This window comes from Mesoterricola sp. JemC181, assembly GCF_055384585.1.
In genome coordinates, this window is the sequence record NZ_AP045076.1 from 1,619,173 (window position 1) to 1,636,571 (window position 17,399).

At 68.4% G+C, this 17,399-nt stretch carries 15 protein-coding genes; 7 read left to right on the plus strand and 8 right to left on the minus strand.

Features of this window, described 5'->3' with window-relative positions; translation table 11 throughout:
* Window positions 1-81: 81 nt before the first annotated feature.
* Both ACZ5MC_RS07105 and ACZ5MC_RS07110 read left to right on the plus strand, forming a co-directional pair.
* Window positions 82-666, plus strand: coding sequence for a hypothetical protein (locus tag ACZ5MC_RS07105; protein ID WP_306599620.1), 585 nt, complete (start codon window positions 82-84; stop codon window positions 664-666).
* A 3-nt stretch (window positions 667-669) separates the two neighbouring features.
* Complete coding sequence (locus ACZ5MC_RS07110) at window positions 670-957, plus strand: transcriptional regulator (RefSeq protein WP_306599621.1); 288 nt, start codon at window positions 670-672, stop codon at window positions 955-957.
* Here the strand turns inward: ACZ5MC_RS07110 and ACZ5MC_RS07115 are convergent.
* The 8 genes from ACZ5MC_RS07115 to ACZ5MC_RS07150 all read right to left on the minus strand — a co-directional run bounded on the left by ACZ5MC_RS07115 (window position 954) and on the right by ACZ5MC_RS07150 (window position 9,275).
* Window positions 954-1,424, minus strand: a complete 471-nt coding sequence (locus ACZ5MC_RS07115; RefSeq protein ID WP_306599622.1) for an acyl-CoA-like ligand-binding transcription factor — start codon at window positions 1,422-1,424, stop codon at window positions 954-956. The genes ACZ5MC_RS07110 and ACZ5MC_RS07115 overlap by 4 nt on opposite strands.
* Before the next feature lie 187 nt (window positions 1,425-1,611).
* A complete protein-coding gene (locus ACZ5MC_RS07120) occupies window positions 1,612-2,163 on the minus strand; it encodes a NifU family protein (protein ID WP_306599623.1) in 552 nt (183 codons plus the stop codon).
* An 8-nt stretch (window positions 2,164-2,171) separates the two neighbouring features.
* Entirely contained in the window at window positions 2,172-2,621 is a 450-nt protein-coding gene (gene sufU / locus ACZ5MC_RS07125; protein ID WP_306599624.1) for a Fe-S cluster assembly sulfur transfer protein SufU, read from the minus strand.
* Window positions 2,618-3,853 carry a cysteine desulfurase gene (locus tag ACZ5MC_RS07130; RefSeq protein WP_306599625.1) on the minus strand — a complete coding sequence of 412 codons (1,236 nt, stop codon included), beginning with the start codon at window positions 3,851-3,853 and terminating at the stop codon, window positions 2,618-2,620. Before ACZ5MC_RS07130 ends, sufU begins: the two co-directional genes overlap by 4 nt.
* A complete protein-coding gene (gene sufD, locus ACZ5MC_RS07135; RefSeq protein ID WP_464517390.1) occupies window positions 3,850-5,127 on the minus strand; it encodes a Fe-S cluster assembly protein SufD in 1,278 nt (425 codons plus the stop codon). The genes ACZ5MC_RS07130 and sufD overlap by 4 nt, the downstream gene beginning before the upstream one ends.
* Window positions 5,127-5,888 (minus strand): Fe-S cluster assembly ATPase SufC, encoded by a 762-nt coding sequence (gene sufC, locus ACZ5MC_RS07140; RefSeq protein WP_464517391.1) that lies wholly within the window; start codon window positions 5,886-5,888, stop codon window positions 5,127-5,129. The genes sufD and sufC overlap by 1 nt, the downstream gene beginning before the upstream one ends.
* 23 nt (window positions 5,889-5,911) lie before the next feature.
* The gene (sufB, locus tag ACZ5MC_RS07145; RefSeq protein WP_306599628.1) at window positions 5,912-7,351 is read right to left on the minus strand and encodes a Fe-S cluster assembly protein SufB; all 1,440 of its coding nucleotides are present in this window, start codon (window positions 7,349-7,351) and stop codon (window positions 5,912-5,914) included.
* Window positions 7,352-7,421: 70 nt separating this feature from the next.
* Window positions 7,422-9,275: a tetratricopeptide repeat protein gene (locus ACZ5MC_RS07150; RefSeq protein WP_306599629.1), complete on the minus strand. Its 1,854-nt coding sequence runs from the start codon at window positions 9,273-9,275 to the stop codon at window positions 7,422-7,424.
* A 62-nt stretch (window positions 9,276-9,337) separates the two neighbouring features.
* Here ACZ5MC_RS07150 and ACZ5MC_RS07155 point away from each other — a divergent pair, with 62 nt between their 5' ends.
* The 5 genes from ACZ5MC_RS07155 (at window position 9,338) to ACZ5MC_RS07175 (ending at window position 17,376) form a co-directional block, all read left to right on the plus strand.
* The gene (locus ACZ5MC_RS07155; protein ID WP_306599630.1) at window positions 9,338-10,090 is read left to right on the plus strand and encodes a sulfite exporter TauE/SafE family protein; all 753 of its coding nucleotides are present in this window, start codon (window positions 9,338-9,340) and stop codon (window positions 10,088-10,090) included.
* A 50-nt stretch (window positions 10,091-10,140) separates the two neighbouring features.
* Window positions 10,141-10,656 carry a tetratricopeptide repeat protein gene (locus ACZ5MC_RS07160; RefSeq protein WP_306599631.1) on the plus strand — a complete coding sequence of 172 codons (516 nt, stop codon included), beginning with the start codon at window positions 10,141-10,143 and terminating at the stop codon, window positions 10,654-10,656.
* Window positions 10,656-11,453 (plus strand): MqnA/MqnD/SBP family protein, encoded by a 798-nt coding sequence (locus tag ACZ5MC_RS07165; RefSeq protein WP_464517392.1) that lies wholly within the window; start codon window positions 10,656-10,658, stop codon window positions 11,451-11,453. Before ACZ5MC_RS07160 ends, ACZ5MC_RS07165 begins: the two co-directional genes overlap by 1 nt.
* A gap of 93 nt (window positions 11,454-11,546) precedes the next feature.
* Window positions 11,547-12,314 (plus strand): PKD domain-containing protein, encoded by a 768-nt coding sequence (locus ACZ5MC_RS07170; RefSeq protein ID WP_306599633.1) that lies wholly within the window; start codon window positions 11,547-11,549, stop codon window positions 12,312-12,314.
* Between the two features lie 334 nt (window positions 12,315-12,648).
* The gene (locus ACZ5MC_RS07175) at window positions 12,649-17,376 is read left to right on the plus strand and encodes a PKD domain-containing protein (RefSeq protein WP_464517393.1); all 4,728 of its coding nucleotides are present in this window, start codon (window positions 12,649-12,651) and stop codon (window positions 17,374-17,376) included.
* The last annotated feature ends 23 nt before the right edge of the window (window positions 17,377-17,399 follow it).

The window sequence follows — 17,399 nt, forward strand, 5'->3', positions numbered from 1 at the left end:
AGAGTTCTCTTAACCCAATTTCAAGGAGGCGACCCATGAATCCAACCTGCCTTTCGCTCGCCCGACTGCGGAGGTGCCGCCATGCCTGACCTCACCCCGGACCAGGCGCGCGAAGCCCTGGCCGACATCGAGATGGTGGCCCGCCACACCCGCCGGGCCGTGGCCGGCAGCCAGATGGGCGACAACCTCCTCCTCTGGGGGGCCCTCTGGATCGTCGCGTTCACCCTGTCCCACCTGTCCCCCGCCCACACCAGCCGGATCTGGATGGTGCTGGGGAGCCTGGGCATGGTGGCCACCCTGGGGCTGGGCCTCCGGGACCACCGCCAGGGCAACGTCCGGAGCGCCCAGACCCGCAGGCTCATGGCCCAGGTGGCCCTGTTCTGGCTGACGGTCATGGTCTACGCCATGGCCCTGGGCATGCTGCTGCCCCTGAGGAACGGCGCGGACCAGCTCGCCGTGATCGTCACCGTGCTCATGATGGCCTACGTGCTCATGGGGATCTGGGTGCGCAGCGGGCTGCTCGCCGCCATCGGCCTGGTGGTGAGCGTGGCGGCCCTGGCGGGCCGGGCCTTCCTGGACTTCCGGGGCTTCCTCCTGTGGATGGCCGTGTTCGGCGGGGGCGGCCTCTTCCTGCCCGGGCTCTACATCAAGCTCCGCTGGAGGTAGGCCATGGCCGGGCTGAACGAGATCATCCACCAGACGGCGCGGCTGCGCATCGTGGCCGCCCTGGCGGCCCTCGATGCCGACGCGAAAGTCGACTTCACCTACCTCCGGAACCTGCTCAAGCTTTCCGACGGCAACCTGGGGGCCCACCTGCTCAAGCTGGAGGAGGCCGGGTTCCTGGCCCAGGAGAAGACCTTCGTGGACCGCAAGCCGCGCACCTACCTGTCGCTCACCGGCGCGGGGCGGGAGGCGTTCCAGGAGCACGTCAAGGCGCTGCGGGAGATCCTGGGCTAGCCGTGCCGCCGGGCATGGGCGTAGAGGGCAGGCCACAGCACGGCCAGGGCCTCGTCCACCAGCACCGGCAGGACGGGCCGGCCCCGGCCCTTGACCCATAGCCGCTGGGCGCCCTGCAGGGCGGCCAGGGCGAGGGCGGCCTCCAGGTCGGAGATCCGCTCGCCCTGGGGGCCCGCGGCGCCCCAGCGGCGGAAGTGGCCCGACAGGACCTCCAGGTAGTCGCGGTCGAGTTCGGCGCGGCGGGCGCGCAGGGCGGGGTCGGCCTCGATGCGCTCCAGGCGGCGCAGCCAGGGCCCGCCGTCCTCCTCCAGGTGCCGGGCCAGGGCCTGGAAGGCCTCCACGAGGCCCGAGCGGTCCAGCACCTCGGCCAGGCCCCGGACCAGGTCGGCGTGGTCATGGAAGATGATGGCCTCCAGGTCGGCCTGGGAACGTACGTCCGCAGGACCGCCCGAGTCCAGGGCGGCCAAGGTCCGGTCCAGGATCTCTCGCTGTTTCTGTAGTTGGCGCTCACGCCTGCCTGCCGTCATGGGGTCAGTGTACGGGAAGGGGCGAGGGAATCGAAAGGATGAGAAGGAATATCCACCCTCCTCGCCCCGCTGGAGGCCTCCTCCAGCTCGCCGCAGGCTCCCCTGGATACCGGCGTCGAGAACCGGTTCAAACGGTGATGACGACGATCTCCGGGTCCACTTCCTTGCGCAGGATGCCCTCGATGGCCATGAGCGTGCCCGTAAGTCCCGACGGGCACGACCCGCAGGCGCCCAGGTAGCGGATCATCACCTGCTTCTCGTGGCGGCCGACGATGTCCAGGCCGCCGCCGTCGGCGGCCAGGGCGGGGAGGATGCTGGCGGCGAGGACCTTGCGGATCTGCTGGATGAGGGGGTCGTTCTCGTCCACCTCGGGGCGGTCCCAGTGGGGGGCCTCCTGGGTGGAGCCGGCCGCCGACGGGGCCTGGCGGATGGGGGGGGCCAGCTTGGGCAGGAGTTCGGTCCAGCCGATGCCGTCGTCCTTGGTGACCGTGATGAACTTGTCCTGCATGAAGACCGACACCACGTGGCCGATGGCGAAGAGGCCCCGCGCCAGCTCGTCGTGCTCGGCCATCTCCGCGTCCCGGAAGGCCTTGGGGAAGCCCACGGTGACGGGCTCCTTCAGCTGGAACTTCACGGCGTTGGGATTGGGGGTGTACTCGATTTCGGCGATCTTCGGCATGGGGCGTCCTATTCGGTGCTGACGATGTCTTCGCCGTGGAGCGCGCTGTGCAGCGTGGCCCAGGGCAGCACGGCGCACTTCACCCGGCTGGGCAGGTCCCGCACGCCCTGGAAGAGGCTGAGGCGGCCCAGGACGTTGGGGTCGGTGGCGGTGTCGAGGGCGCCGCGGATCATGGCGCGGAACTGCTCCACCAGGACCTCGGCGTCGGCCACGGGCTTGCCCTTGACGTTGACGGTCATGAGGCTGCTGGAGGCCTTGGAGATGGCGCAGCCGTGGCCGGTGAAGCGGATGTCCTGCACGAGGCCGTCCTCCACCACGAGCTTGAGGACGATGTCGTCCCCGCACAGGGGGTTCAGGCCGTGGGCGTGGTGGGTGCAGGGCTCGAGGTCCCCGAAGTTGCGGGGCTTCTTGTTGTGCTCGATGATCACCTGCTGGTACAGCTCCCGGGGGTCGCTCACTGGAAGATCTCCTGGACGTTCAGGATGCCAGAGACCAGGGCGTCCACGTCGGCCCGCGTGTTGAAATAGGCGAACGAAGCACGGGTGGTGGCGGGGATGCCGAACCGGGTCATGACGGGCTGGGCGCAGTGGTGGCCGGCGCGCACGACCACGCCGGCGTGGTCCAGGATGGAGCCGATGTCGTGGGGGTGGATGCCCTCCAGGACGAAGGACAGGACCGAGGCCTTCTCCCTGGCCTCGCCGATGATGCGCAGGCCGGGAATGGCCTTGAGGCGCTCGGTGGCGTAGAGGAGCAGGTCGTGCTCGTGGGCGGCGATGCGGTCCAGGCCGATGGCCTGCACGTAGTCGATGGCCGCGCCCAGCCCGATGGCCTGGGCGATGGGGGGGGTGCCCGCCTCGAACTTGCCGGGGATGGCCGCGAAGGTGGTGCCCTCCCAGGTGACCGAGAGGATCATGCTGCCGCCGCCGTGCCAGGGTGGCATGGCCTCCAGCAGGCTCTTCCTGCCGTAGAGGACGCCGATGCCGGTGGGCCCGGAGAGCTTGTGGCCGCTGAACACGTAGAAGTCGGCGTCCAGGTCCACGACGTCCACCTTGAGGTGCGGCACCCCCTGGGCGCCGTCCACCAGCACGGGCACGCCCTTGGCGTGGGCCCGCCGGATGATCTCCTTGACGGGGTTGATGGTGCCCAGGACGTTGGAGACGTGGGTGACGCCCACGATTTTCGTGCGCTCCGTGATGAGGTCGTCCAGGCCGTCCAGGATGAGCTCGCCGGCGTCGTTCATGGGGATGACGCGGATTTTCGCGCCGCGGTCCTCGGCCAGCAGCTGCCAGGGGACGATGTCGGAGTGGTGCTCCATGGCCGACAGGAGGATCTCGTCGCCCTCGTGGACGTTCTGGCGGCCGAAGGTCTGGGCCACCAGGTTGATGCTCTCGGTTGTGCCGCGGGTCCAGATGATCTGCTTGACGCTGGGCGCGTTGATCAGGGCGCGCACCTTCTCCCGGGCCTCCTCGAAGCGGTCCGTGGCCTCCTGGCTGAGGGTGGAGACGCCCCGGTGCACGTTGGTGTGCTCGAAGGACTGGTAGTGGGCCATGCGCTCGATGACGGGCAGGGGGGTGAGGCTGGACACGGCGCTGTCCAGGTACACCACGGGCTTGCCGTGGAAGGGCGTGGTGAGCGTGGGGAAGTCCGCGCGGATCTTCTGGATGTCCAGGGGGGCGGTGGCGGTGCTCATGACAGGGCCTCGAGGGTGCCGGACTGGGTGCGGGCCAGCACGGTCTGCCTCAGCTGGCGCCGCAGGCTCGTGACGGGGATGCGGGCCAGGAGGTCGGCCGCGAAGGCGTAGGTGAGGACGTTGCGGGCCAGGGCGGGGTCCATGCCCCGGCTCTGCAGGTAGAAGAGGCCCTCGGGGTCCAGCTGCCCGATGGCCGCGCCGTGGGCGCACTTCACGTCGTCGGCGAAGATCTCCAGCTCGGGCTTGGTGTCGATGCGGGCCTTGGGGGACAGCAGGAGGCCGCGGCACTGCTGCTGGGCGTCGGTGCCCTGGGCGCCGGGGCGCACGAAGATCCGGCCGTTGAACACGGCGCGGGAGGCGTCGTCGGCGATGACCTTGTGGGACTGGCGGGTGGTGCAGTGGGGGACCGTGTGGTCCACGAAGGAGTGGGTGTCCGAGAGCTGGGAGCCGCCCAGGAGGGCCAGGCCGTCCAGGCTGAGCTCGGCGCCCTCGGCGGCCATGACCACGTGGGGCGTGGACCGGGAGAGGCGCCCGCCGAAGCTGATGGTGCGGCAGGCGTAGTTCCCGCCGCGCTCGACCCGGGCCGCCAGGTGTGAGAAGTGGAAGGCCAGGTCGGATTCCCGCTGGATGCGCTCGTGGATGAGGCGCCCGTCCTCGCGGACGATCACCTCGGCGACCCCGCTGGTGAGGTAGGTGCCCGTCCCCAGGTGCTCCTCCACCAGGACGGCCGAGGCCCCGCGCTCCACCACCACCAGCAGGCGGGGCAGGGCGAAGGTGGGCACGGCGCCCTCCTGGCGGTTCACGAACACCACGTGGAGGGGGGCCTCCACCTGGACGCCCTTGGGCACGATGACCAGGGCGCCGTCCTGGAACCGGGCCAGGTTGAGGTCCGCGAAGAAGTCCGATCCGGAGAGGGTCCCCAGGTCCCGGGCCATTTCCGTGGCGCAGGAGAGGTTCAGGAACCGCACGCCCGCGGGCAGGTTGGTGACGTTGCTGGCGTGGGGGGCGTAGTGGCCGTTGACGAAGACCAGGCGCGAGCCGCGGGCCTCCGGGAGGATGACGTGGGTGATGTCGGCGTCCAGGGCGGCGCCGGGGGCGAACTCCAGGTCGCGCATGGGGGCCAGGTCGGTGTACTTCCAGTCCTCCTGGCGCGTGGCGGGGAGCTCCCTGCCCTCCAGGGCCGCCTCGGCCTTGGCGCGCAGGGCCTCCCAGCCCGAGGGCCGGAGCCGGGAGAGGATGCCCTCGAGAAGGGGCACGGCGTCCAGTGCCACCATCACGCCCTCCCCGCGGGGGCTTCTTCCTTGAGCCAGTCGTAGCCCCGCTCCTCGAGCTCGTCGGCGAGCTCCCTGCCGCCGGTGCGCACGATCCTGCCGCCGGAGAGCACGTGCACCTGGGTGGGGTGGATGGTCTCCAGGATGCGGGGGAAGTGGGTGATGATGAGCTGGGCGCGGTCGGGGCCCTGCAGGGCCGTGACGGCCTCGCCCAGCACCCGCAGGGCGTCGATGTCCAGGCCCGAGTCCAGCTCGTCCAGGATGGCCAGCACGGGCTCCAGCACGCACATCTGGAGGATCTCGTTGCGCTTCTTCTCGCCGCCGGAGAAGCCCTCGTTGAGGCTGCGGTCCAGGAAGGAGGGGTCCATCTTCACGAGCTTGATGCGCTCCTGGATGTAATCGTCGAATTCCAGGGGGTCCAGCTCCTCCCGGCCGTTGGCCTCGGCCTTCTTGTTGTAGGCCAGGCGCAGGAAGGAGGCGTTGGAGACGCCGGGCACCTCGATGGGGTGCTGGAAGCCCAGGAAGATGCCGGCCCGGGCGCGCTCGTCGGCGGCCAGGTCGAAGAGGTTCCTCCCCTGGAACAGCACCTCGCCGCCGGTGACCTCGTAGGCGGGATGGCCGGCCAGGACCTTGCCCAGGGTGGACTTGCCGCTGCCGTTGGGACCCATGATGGCGTGCACCTCGCCGGCCTTGATCTCCAGGTTGATGCCCCTGAGGACGTCGTTTTCGCCGATGCGGGCGGTGAGGTTGCGGATGGAAAGCATGCTTGTCTCCGAATGGGTGTTCATCAGCCGACGCTCCCTTCGAGCTTGAGGCCCAGGAGGCGGGTGGCCTCCACGGCGAACTCCATGGGCAGCTCCCGGAACACGTCCTTGCAGAAGCCGTTGATGATCATGGAGATGGCGTCCTCGGGAGGGATGCCCCGCTGCTGGAAGTAGAAGAGCTGCTCCTCGCCGATCTTCGACGTGGTGGCCTCGTGCTCGACCTTGGCCGAGACGTTCTGCACTTCGATGTAGGGGAAGGTGTTGGCCGAGCAGTGGCTGCCGATGAGCATGGAATCGCACTGGCTGAAGTTCCGGGCGCCCTCGGCCTTGGGGTGGACCTTCACGAGGCCCCGGTAGCTGTTGCTGGAGAACCCGGCCGAGATGCCCTTGGAAATGATGGTGGACTTGGTGTTGCGGCCCAGGTGGATCATCTTGGTGCCCGTGTCGGCCTGCTGCCGGTGGTTGGTCAGCGCCACGGAGTAGAACTCGCCCACGCTGTTCTCGCCCAGGAGCACGCAGCTGGGGTACTTCCAGGTGATGGCGGAGCCCGTCTCCACCTGGGTCCAGCTGATCTTGGCGTTGCGGCCCTTGCAGAGGCCGCGCTTGGTGACGAAGTTGAAGATGCCGCCCACGCCGTCCTTGTCGCCGGCGTACCAGTTCTGCACGGTGCTGTACTTGATGCTCGCGTCGTCCAGGGCCACCAGCTCGACCACCGCGGCGTGCAGCTGGTTCACGTCGAACTGCGGGGCGGTGCAGCCCTCCAGGTAGCTGACGGAGGCGCCCTCCTCGGCCACGATGAGGGTCCTCTCGAACTGTCCGGATTCCTTGTTGTTGATCCGGAAGTAGGTGGAGAGGTCCATGGGGCAGGTGACGCCCTTGGGGATGAAGCAGAAGGAGCCGTCGGTGAAGACCGCCGAGTTGAGGGCGGCGTAGTAGTTGTCCGAGGTGGGCACGACCGAGCCCAGGTACTTCCGGACCAGCTCGGGGTGCTCGCGCACCGCCTCGCTGAAGCTGCAGAAGATGATGCCCTCTTCGGCCAGCCGGGCCTTGTAGGTCGTCGTGACGCTCACGCTGTCGAACACCACGTCCACGGCCACGCCGGCCAGGGCCTTCTGTTCGTTGATGGGCACGCCCAGCTTCTCGAAGGTGCGCAGGAGCTCGGGATCCACCTCGTCCATGCTCTGGTACTTGGCCTCCCGGGGCTTGGGGGCGGAGTAGAAGACGATCTTCCGTACGTCGGGCTTCTCGTAGTGGACGTTGGCCCACTCCGGCTCGGTCAGGGTGAGCCAGTGGCGGTAGGCCTTGAGGCGGAATTCAAGCAGCCAATCGGGTTCGCCCTTCTTGGCGGAGATGAACCTGATGACATCCTCATCAAGCCCCGGGGGCACGCTGTCGGACTCGATGTCCGTGACGAACCCGTACTTGTATTCCTGACCTGTGACCTGCTGCAGTGACGTGCTCATGGCCGGACCCAACCTTCCCGAATAATCATGACTAGACTTGTCAACTTTGTCACGGACCCTTTGACCGCGATCACAGATGACCGGCCGGCTGCTCTAGGTCATGAATCATTCCTTCCATCCGGGACCGGAGCAGGGTGGTCTGGCTCTCGGGCAGATCCCCCGGGTCCGAGTCCAGGCCGTCCCGCAGCACCGCCAGGGCCTCTTCCTTCTCCCTGAGGGCCGCCAGGGCCATCCCCAACTGGAAATGATTGATCATCGTCGGCTCGCTTGCAAGGACCGGGTCCACGAGCTGGACGACCTCCCGGGGATGCTTGAGCTCCAGGAGATACTGGCCCAGCAGGGTGCGGGCCCGGGCCTCCTGGCCGGGCAGGGGGTTGGCCTGGAGCCGGCGCACCTCGGCGAGGTCGGCTTCGGTGATCTTCGCGTTCATGAGCCGGTGGGCCTGGCGGATGATGGCCGCCTCCCAGGCGCCGCTGCTCTTGGGGTGGGCGTTGAAGAACACGTCCAGGGCCTGGTTGAGGCCCTTCTCGTCGTTGCGGTCCATGAGCGAGTCCAGGGCCAGGCGCAGGGCCTGGAAGCACAGGCGCGGATGGCGGGGGCTGCCGGCGAAGAGGACGGCCTTGCCCAGGTGGGCCTTGGGGTCCTTCTGGTAGGCCAGGTTCAGCTCCAGCCACTCCAGGCGCTCGCTCCTGTCCTTGCGCCGGGCCTTCTTGAGGACGCCCTCGGCCTCGGCGAGGTTGCCCTCGGAGAGCCAGTCCTCGGCGTCGTCCAGCAGGTAGCGGGCCTCGGCCTTGCCGCCCCTGGCGCTGCGGAGCTGGGCGGCGTTCTCGGCGTCCAGGAGCAGGAGGAGCTGGGGATCGCCGGGGTGCTGGCGCAGCAGCTCGGCGAGGATGGAGAAGGCCTTGGGACGCTCGTCGGCGAGGATGTAGCCCTCGGCCAGGAGCTCGCGGACCCGCAGGTCCCCGGGGAGGTAGCCTGAGGCCTCCTTGAGGAGCGGGATGGCCTTGGGGGCCTCGCCCCGGGCCAGGAGGGCCTCGGCCAGCAGGCACAGGGTCTCCCCGTCCCGCTGGAGGTTCACGGCCTCCTGCGAGCTCTCGAGCGCGCCCTGCAGGTCCTCCTCCTCCAGGAGGAGTTCGGCCAGCTGGATCTTGGGGCCGGCCTCGTCGGGGCGCAGGTCGGAGGCGATGCGCAGGGTCTCGATGGCCGCGTCGGCCCGCGCGGGGTCGTCCTGGAGCACCTTGGCCAGGAGCATCCAGCCCTCGAAGTGGCGGGGGCTGAGCTGCACCACGCGCCGCGCCAGCTGCTCGGCCTCGTCCCACACCTGGGCCACCTCCTTGAGGGCGGCCACGGTGAACACCAGCTCGTAGTTGCGCGGGTCCAGCGCCAGGGCCTCGCCCAGGCGCGTGGCGGCCTCGGGCAGCTGGCCGTTGTCCAGCAGGGCCGAGGTCTCCAGGAGGGCCCGCTTGAGCTGCGAGGCGGCCTTGGGCTTGGCGATGGGGAGTATCCGGGCGCGGTAGCGGGTGAAGAGCTCGCGCGCGCTGATGAGCTGCAGGTTCTCCTCCACCAGCTGCTCCCACCGGGAGGAGAAGGCGCGGCCGTCGAGCTGGCCCTTGTGCTCCATCTCCTGCACCAGGGACATGAGGCCGTTGCGCAGCATCACCTCGCTGCGCTCCAGGCGGCCCATCTGGTCGGAGACGGTCTCGAGGTAGGTCTCCACCCGGCGCAGGGTCTCCTCCAGGCCGGTGATGCGCTCGAGGAGATGCTCGTCGAGGTCGTCCTCGGCCTCCATCTCCTCGGTCTCCTCCCAGGTCTGGTCCCCGGCGACGATCAGGAGCCTGGTGCCGCACTTGCGGCAGATCTCCCTTTCTCCCGGGTTCCAGGTGAAACAGTTCTGGCAGAAGGTTCCAGGGATCTCGTTCGTCATCCTACAAGGATAGCCGTACCCGGGTCGGGCCTTGCCCGGTAGAATCCCGGCAGAGGTGAAAAGTGCTCGAGACCTGGCTCAACCAGTCCCACGCCCTGCCCTGGCTCGTGATCATGTGGATCGCCGGGCTCCTGGGCTCCGTGGGCCACTGCGCGGGCATGTGCGGGCCCATCGTGGCCTCGTTCGGCCTGGCCCAGGCCAGGGAGGGGGGCCGCATGTGGCCCCGCCACCTGATGTTCCAGGCGGGCCGGGTGAGCACCTACGCGGTCCTGGGGGCCGCCATCGGCTTCCTGGGCGGATTCGCGAGGCTCCAGACCGTGCAGGACATGCACGCCTGCTGCCGCCCCGACGGCCAGGCCCTCATCGCCGCCCAGGCCTGGCCCTGGCAGGTGTGGGTCAAGCTGGGCATCGGGTTCCTGATGCTCCTCCTGGGGCTGTTCATGGCCCTGGGCCGGCGCGCCGACAGCCTCATGGAATTCCCCATGCCCCGGCCCCTCCAGAGCTTCCTGGCCCGGGGCCTCAAGTGGGGGGGGGCCCCCTACCTCCTGGGGCTGGCCTGGGGCTTCATCCCCTGCGGGCTGGTCTACATGATGCTCCTGCGGGCCCTGGACGCCGGATCCTGGCGCATGGGGGCGGCCGGAATGGTCTGCTTCGGTCTGGGAAACCTTCCCATTCTCCTGGGGCTCGGCCTGGCCGCGACGCGGCTTCGCCAGTCCTGGCGGACCGGCCTCCTCCGGGTGGGGGGGGTGCTGGTGGGGGCGATGGGCGGGTATATCCTGTGGCAGGCGGTCAGTCTCCTCCGCCTTCAAGCTTAGGCTCCCATCTGCCGGAATTGTCCTATGATGGGGTTCCCTCGAGGCCCTCCATGAGCACCGACGACAAGAAGCAAGAGGCGATGGAACTGGTCAGCAAGGCCTACCAGCACCACATGCGTGGCGAGGTGGACCGGGCCATCGAGCTGTACACCAAGTCCCTGGACCTGCACCGGACGCCCGAGGCCTACACGTACCGCGGGTGGGCCCGCTCCTTCCAGAAGGACTTCGACGCCGCCATCGCCGACTGCCACCGGGCCATCGACCTGGACCCCGAGTACGGCAACCCCTACAACGACATCGGCGCCTACTACCTGGAACTGGGCCAGTACGAGGACACCATCCCCTGGCTCCACATGGCCCTCAAGGCCAAGCGCTACGAAAGCTACTGCTACCCGCACTACAACCTGGGCCGCGTGTACGAGGCCCTGGACAAACTGGAGCAGGCCCTGGATCATTACCGCAGCGCCGTGCAGGAGAACCCCGGATACGCCCTGGCCGTGAAGGCCGTGGAGCGAGTGAAGGAAAAGCTCGCGTCGCTCCACGCACCCCTTCACGGAGCCCGTTGATGCCCTTCACGATCGCCCACAGTCCCGATTCCGACGACGCGTACATGATGGCGCCCCTGGCCCTGGGGTGGATGGACACCGAGGGCTTCGACTTCCGCTTCGTGCGCAAGGACATCGAGACGCTCAACGCCGAGGCCCTGGGGGCGCCGTACGAGGTGACCGCCATCAGCTTCGGCGCCTACCCCGAGCTGGCGTCCACCTACCAGCTGCTCACCGCCGGCTCAAGCATCCAGGAGGGCACGGGTCCCGTGGTGATCTCCCGGAAGCCCATGGCCCCCGCGGACCTGGCCGGCGTCACGGTGGCCATCCCGGGCCTGCGGACCAGCGCCTACCTGGCCATGCGCCGGTGGATGCCGGGCCTGAAGGTCGAGCTGGTCCCCTTCGACCGGATCATGGAGTCGGTAGCCGAGGGCGCCTTCGAGGCGGGCCTGCTCATCCACGAGAGCCAGTTGATGTTCCGGGACCGGGGGCTGCACCTCGTGGAGGACCTGGGCGCCTGGTGGAAGGCCGACTGCGGCCTGCCCCTTCCCATGGGCGGCAACGCCATCCGCAAGGACCTCCCCGAGGACGTGAAGGCGCGCTTCGCGAACCTCATGCGCCGCAGCGTCGAGTTGGCGCGGGAGCGGCACGACGAGGCGGTGGCCTATTCCCAGTCCTTCGGGCGGGGCATGGACACCGAGATGATCGGACGCTACGTCCGGGCCTGGGTGAACGACTTCACCGTGGATCCCGGGCCCCGGGGACGGGCGGCGGTGGACCGCCTCCTGGGCCTTTCCGCAGAGTGGATCCAGGGCTGAGGCGAAGGCGGCTCCCGGGGCATTGCGGCACCTTGGTTCTGGTAAATCAGGTTTTCAAAGCGGTAAGGTGGACATCATGCCGAAGGGGAGACCATGAAACCCATGCTGCGCTGCTTCGTGCTCACCGGGCTTGGTCCGATCCTGCTCTGCGGCTGCACCATGGGCGGCTGGAACAGCCCCAGGGAGCGGCTCTCCATCAACTCGCCCCCCGCCGTGACGCCGCCGAAGGCGAGCACGAACGACACCAACCTGTCTCAATATAAAACATACCTATTCACGACCGGCGCCACGGATCCGGATCTCTACGACCAGGTCGTGAGCTGCACCTGGGACTTCGGGGACGGCTCCCTCCCGGAGGCGGTCACCACCTCGCCCTTCTCGGTGCAGCACGCCTTCCTGGCCGCGTCCGCGGCGGTGAAGGTGACGGTCACCGCCCGGGACACCCATGGCCTGAACGGCCCCGCCTCCGCCACGACCTTCGTGGTGGCGCCTTCAGCCAATCCCTTCACCGTCATCCCCGTCACCCCCGCCGCCGCCATCAGCGTGCAGGCCGGCCAGGGCACCAGCACCACCGTCATCTTCCAGTTCCGTGTCACCTACAACGGGATGGGGACGGTGCCCAACGAGGATTTCCTGTTCACGCCGGGCAGTCCGCTGGCCACCGCGGTGCCCGTGGTCAAGATCATGGGCACCCTGGACGGGGCCGTGCCCTGGTCCATCGCCATGGCCTACCCCGCCTCCGGGGGCGCCGGCGCCGTCTACACGGCGACGCCTTCCTTGAAGATCAAGGACAGTCTGAATATCCAGAGCGTTCCGGTGCTCTTTCCCCCGGTAACGATCCAGACGGTGGCCCGTCCCTAGGCAAATCGTGAAGCCCAGGCCTTCCGGGCATCTATTTTCATAGAGTCATGGAAATAAATGGCCCCTGGATGGGGTTGATTGTATGATCGGAGCCATCATATCGGCCGATCTTTCTGTACTAATTTGGGTAATTGCTGGTTCTTTTCTTCGGCTTCAATGCGAAGGGGCATCCATGAGATTCACATTGCGCAACTCCGGGATCATCCTTTCTGCCACCTGCTTGGCGCTGCTTTGCGCATGCGGCGGAGGTGGTAACAGTCCCAGCAACAAAGTTGCGGTGAATTCGGCGCCGTCGGCCACGGCCCCCGTTGTCAATGCCACGACCAACACCCTCGTGGAATATAAGATATACACCTTTACCACCAGCACGACGGATCCCGACCTGGGCGATTCCGTCGCCAGCTGCATCTGGAATTTCGGGGACGGCACGCCGGTCCAGACCGTGACCGCCGCGCCGTTCACCGCCCAGCACGCGTTCCGGTCGGCGTCCAACGCCCTCACGGTGACGGTGACGCCCACCGACAGCCACGGCCTCGCCGGGACCGCCGTCGCCACCACCTTCACCGTCACCCAGGCCTCCAACCCCTTCACGGTCAGCCCGGTCGCGCCGGCCGCGCCCAGCACCCTGCAGACCCAGGTCGGCAGCAACGTTCTCTACACCTTCGACTTCACCATCGACCTCGACCCCGCCAGCGGGCTCACCTACAACGCCGCCGGCATCACCTTCAAGACCAACGACCCCCTGGCGACCGGCAGCAGCCCTGTGGTAACGGCCAAGCCCGGCACCACCAACGAATGGACCGCCACCGCCACGTTCCCGGCGGCCGCCACCACCGACAGCCGCACCTTCTCGCCGACCGTCTCGGTGCAGGACACCACGGGCGTCCTGCTCAGCGATCTCGTGACCCTGCCGGCCATGACCGTCAACACCACCCTCAGCGTCGCGCAGGCGCCGATCATCTCCCTGGTCGCGTCGGCCGACATTCCCGTCCCAGGCGCCGCCAATTCGACCTGGCAGAACGTCCCGATCACGTTCACCGCCACGGCGGTGGATCCCCAGAACGCCTCCCTGACCTACAGCTGGACCTTTGGCGACACCGGCGCGGTCGGGGACGTCTCCAGCACCACCTCCCTGACCCAGACCCACACCTACGCGGCCGCCGGCATCTACACGATGGCCTTCAAGGCCGACAACGGGATCCCGGGCGGGAACAAGTCCATCTCCCTGGTCCTGAACATCCTGGCCAACGCCCCGCCCGTCCTCGCCTACACCCAGAACCCCACCGGCAACCCCTTCGCCTACCAGCCCATCACCTTCACCGCCGGCGTGACCGACGCCAACGCCGACACGCCGACCATCACCTGGGATTTCGGCGACGGGACCGCCAAGGTCACCGGCGCCACCGCGACCCACGCCTGGACGGCCCAGGGCATCTCCAACGCCTCCGTGACGGCCGACGACGGCAAGGGCGGCGTCACCACGGTCGCCATTCCCATCACGGTCCAGGCCAACCTGCCCCCGGTCTCCAGGATCACCACCCCCGCGGCTTCCGGCCTGCTCCAGAACAAGGTGTACGCCTTCACCGCCTCCGCCACGGACCCGAACACCTCGGACACCATCCAGCAGTTCGTCTGGGACTTCGGCGACGGCAACACCGTGACCTCGGCCCCCGACGCGAGCCCCACCGGCACGACCCGCACCACCACCGTCAACCACACCTTCCCCACCACCGTCACCGGGACCATCCCCGTGCGGGTCCGGGCCATCGACGCCAACGGCGGCGTGGGCGACTTCAGCCCCTCCGTGGCCTTCCAGGTGGTCAACACACCCCTGCCCGTGGTCGCCTTCACCACGCCGGGCGCCACCACCCTCAACGTGGACCTGAACGGGACCGTGAGCCAGGTGTTCACCTTCACCGTGACCAACCCGAGGGCCGGCGCCGGCGGCGCGACCGATCCCATTCCCGCCAACCTCATCACCTTCCAGCCCAACGACGCCGGGGCGACGGTCACCAGCCTCGTCAGCACGGGCGGGGGCGCCTACGCCGCCACGGTGCAGTACCCCGGCGCGGCGGCCACCGGCACCCGGACCTCCACCCCCTCGGCCTTCGCAACGGACAGCCTGGGCATCGTCGGCGTCCCCGCCAGCGGCCCGGTCATGACCATCAAGACCCTGGGCGCGAACCACAAGCCCGGGTTCACCATCAGCACCCCGGCGGCGCCGATCACCTCGGCCCTGACCTCCAAGGCCGTCAACCTCGTCTTCGCCGTTTCCGACCAGGACAACGATCCGGTCTCCTACACCGTCGACTGGGGCGGACCCGACTCCGCCTGCCAGCCCAGGGTCGTCACCGGAACCACCACCACCAGCACCAGCGCCTCGGGCGGATCGGTGGTGACCCTGAGCCACATCTACCCGGATGCGTTCTCCGGGAATGCCACGGTCACCATCAACGGCACCGACAACCGCAGTTCGAACGCCGCCGCCACCCAGGTGTCGTTCACGGTCACGGTGTCCCTGAACGCGCTTCCCACGGCTTCCATCTCCTCCCCCCAGGCCTCGGGGACCCCGCCCCCGGATCCCAAGACGATCCTGGACGGCGGCAAGGGCGTCCCCGTCATTCCCGCGGGCGACTCCGATCCCGACGTCGTCTACATCCCCGCCGGCGGCAAGCTCCTCTTCGCCGGCACCGGCGTGGCCCCCACCTCCGGTGGAGCCCTCACCTACGCCTGGACGTTCCCGGGCGGCGTGCCCAGCGCCAGCGGCGTCGCCAGCCCCGGCGAGGTCTCCTTCCCCGGCGAGGCCGGCAAGATCATCGCCTACCGCGTGGACCTCACGGTGACCGACACCACCGACGTGCAGGACCCGGCCAACAGCTGCGCGAAGGTCGGCCGCTCCAGCCTGGTGGTCCCCAAGAAGACGCGCAAGTGGGTGGTTGTGGACGGCATCAACACCCAGCTGTTCACCCTGAACTTCCTCTACCGCCAGATCAAGGACGATACCGGCCAGGCGGTCACGCCCCTGCCGAAGGTCACCACCGCCGCCAACGGCCTGGGCGCCACCATCCAGATCTTCCAGGACGGCATCACCTACAGCTATGCGGTGGCCGATTCCCAGGGCATCAACGCGACCATCTCGGTGCCGGTCCGCTCGGACCTGCCCTTCTGGATCGACATCCCCTCCTGGACGAATCCGGCGATCCCCGACAGCCGGTCCTACTTCATGCGCATCCCCAACGCCCCCAGCGGCGCGTTCATGGATCCGACCCTGGGCGCGACCCTGGATTCCACCACCACGGTCTCCTCCTTCGGCTTCGAGAATCCCGCGGCTGCCGTCGCCCCCTGGAACCCGGTCCTGAACATCGTGACCGCCCAGGGCTTCGCGGCCGAGACGGCCGTCGCCTCCCTGCGCAAGCTGCAGGGAACGACCGCCCTGCCCGGCGGGATCCCGACGGACCGCTGGCTGTTCCGTCCCTCCGTGCCCTGGACCGCTCCCGTCTGGGAAGAGAAAGACAACATGGCGGCCACCTTCTCGGGCATCCAGGCCTTCCAGATCTTCGCGGAATGGCCCCTGATGCTCAAGACGATCCCCACGGTGGAAACCACCAGCGCCGGCACCTCGGCCAACCTGGGCTTCAACCTCGACTACCCCACCTATCAGGGTGACTCGGCCGTCCCCAATACCTACAAGGCTTCGGAGTTCCAGGCCTTCCGCGCCCCCGGCGCGTCCACGGACCCCTATGACCTGGATGTGGCCGGCTGGAGCTCGGACACGGTGAGCCTGTCCCCGCTGCCCGTGGCAGGCGCCGTTCCCGCCTTCTTCAACGCCGCGGTGTACGACTCTCAGGGTGCCTCGGCCTTCTCGGGCGGTCTGGCCGACCTCCTCATTCCCTACGACGCCAACGACGTCAACCGCCAGGTGATCACCCCTTCCACCCGGCCGCTCAATCCCATCCGGAGCGTCTTCTCCTACTCCGAATACCTCTGGTCCAGGGTCTGGCAGTGGCCGGTCACCCTGAACGCCGCCGCCCTGGACTGGCAGAACTCCCTGAACGGGAATCTGGCGGTCTTCCCGGGCTTCCGCTACACCTCGGCCACCACCTGGCCGAGCCACGCGGGCATCACCCCCCGGAACAGCGCCTTCAACCTCAACGCCACGGGCCAGGGCACCTTCGATGCCTCCTTCCCGGCGGCGGAGAACGGGCTGGTGCCCAGTCCCAACGGCGTCGGCCGCTTCTTCTGGACCGCGTTCACGCCCTACTACAACAGCGTCTCGGGCTGCACCATCGCCCGCACCTGGCTGGCCGACGGCACCACCCTGCAGCCGCCCACCGGCCTCACCGGGGTCGCCTCCGGCGACGCCACGGCCAGGTTCGGCTTCGTCCCGCCCCAGGACACCATGGTCGACAAGCGCGGCCGGAACGCCGACGGCAGCCTCAAGATTCCCAACCCCCTGGTCACGGATACGCCCAGCCTCGGCGGCTACCGGGTCACCTGGTTCAATGCCACCAAGGACAGCCTCGGCGCCCCGGTCGCCCCCGATTTCTGGGTCGTGGAACTGGCAACCGACCAATCAACTCAGCACTTCATGTTGCCAGGCAGCTTCCCGGCCCAGACCGTTGCCGGCAATCCGTCCAGCGGCTATCCGGTCTTCAGCGGCACCACCACCCCCAACCCGGACACGCTCCCCATCCTCACCGACGCCCGGGTCACCATGACCAGCGGCCAGATCTATACCGACCCGGTGGCCAAGACGACGTTGATGACCACCGTCGCCCCAGGCTACTGCTGGTTCGACGTCCCCTTCGAACTCCGGCCCTCCGGCTCCGCCACCCTGCGGGTATACGCCCTCAAGGCGATCACAGCCAACAACGCCGGGGGCAAGCTGGTTCCCCGCGCCCTCAACCGGACGGAGTGGATCGAGGCCATCAAGACGGCAACCGGCAACGTCCACATCAAGGCCAGCGATGGCAAGGATCTCAGCTACGCCTACAAGATCCCCTTCAACTACCACTGGGACATCGTGGTCACCAATGGCCCCGCCACCCCCGTGGCACCCTGATTGCATCCCCCTTGGGAAGCGTC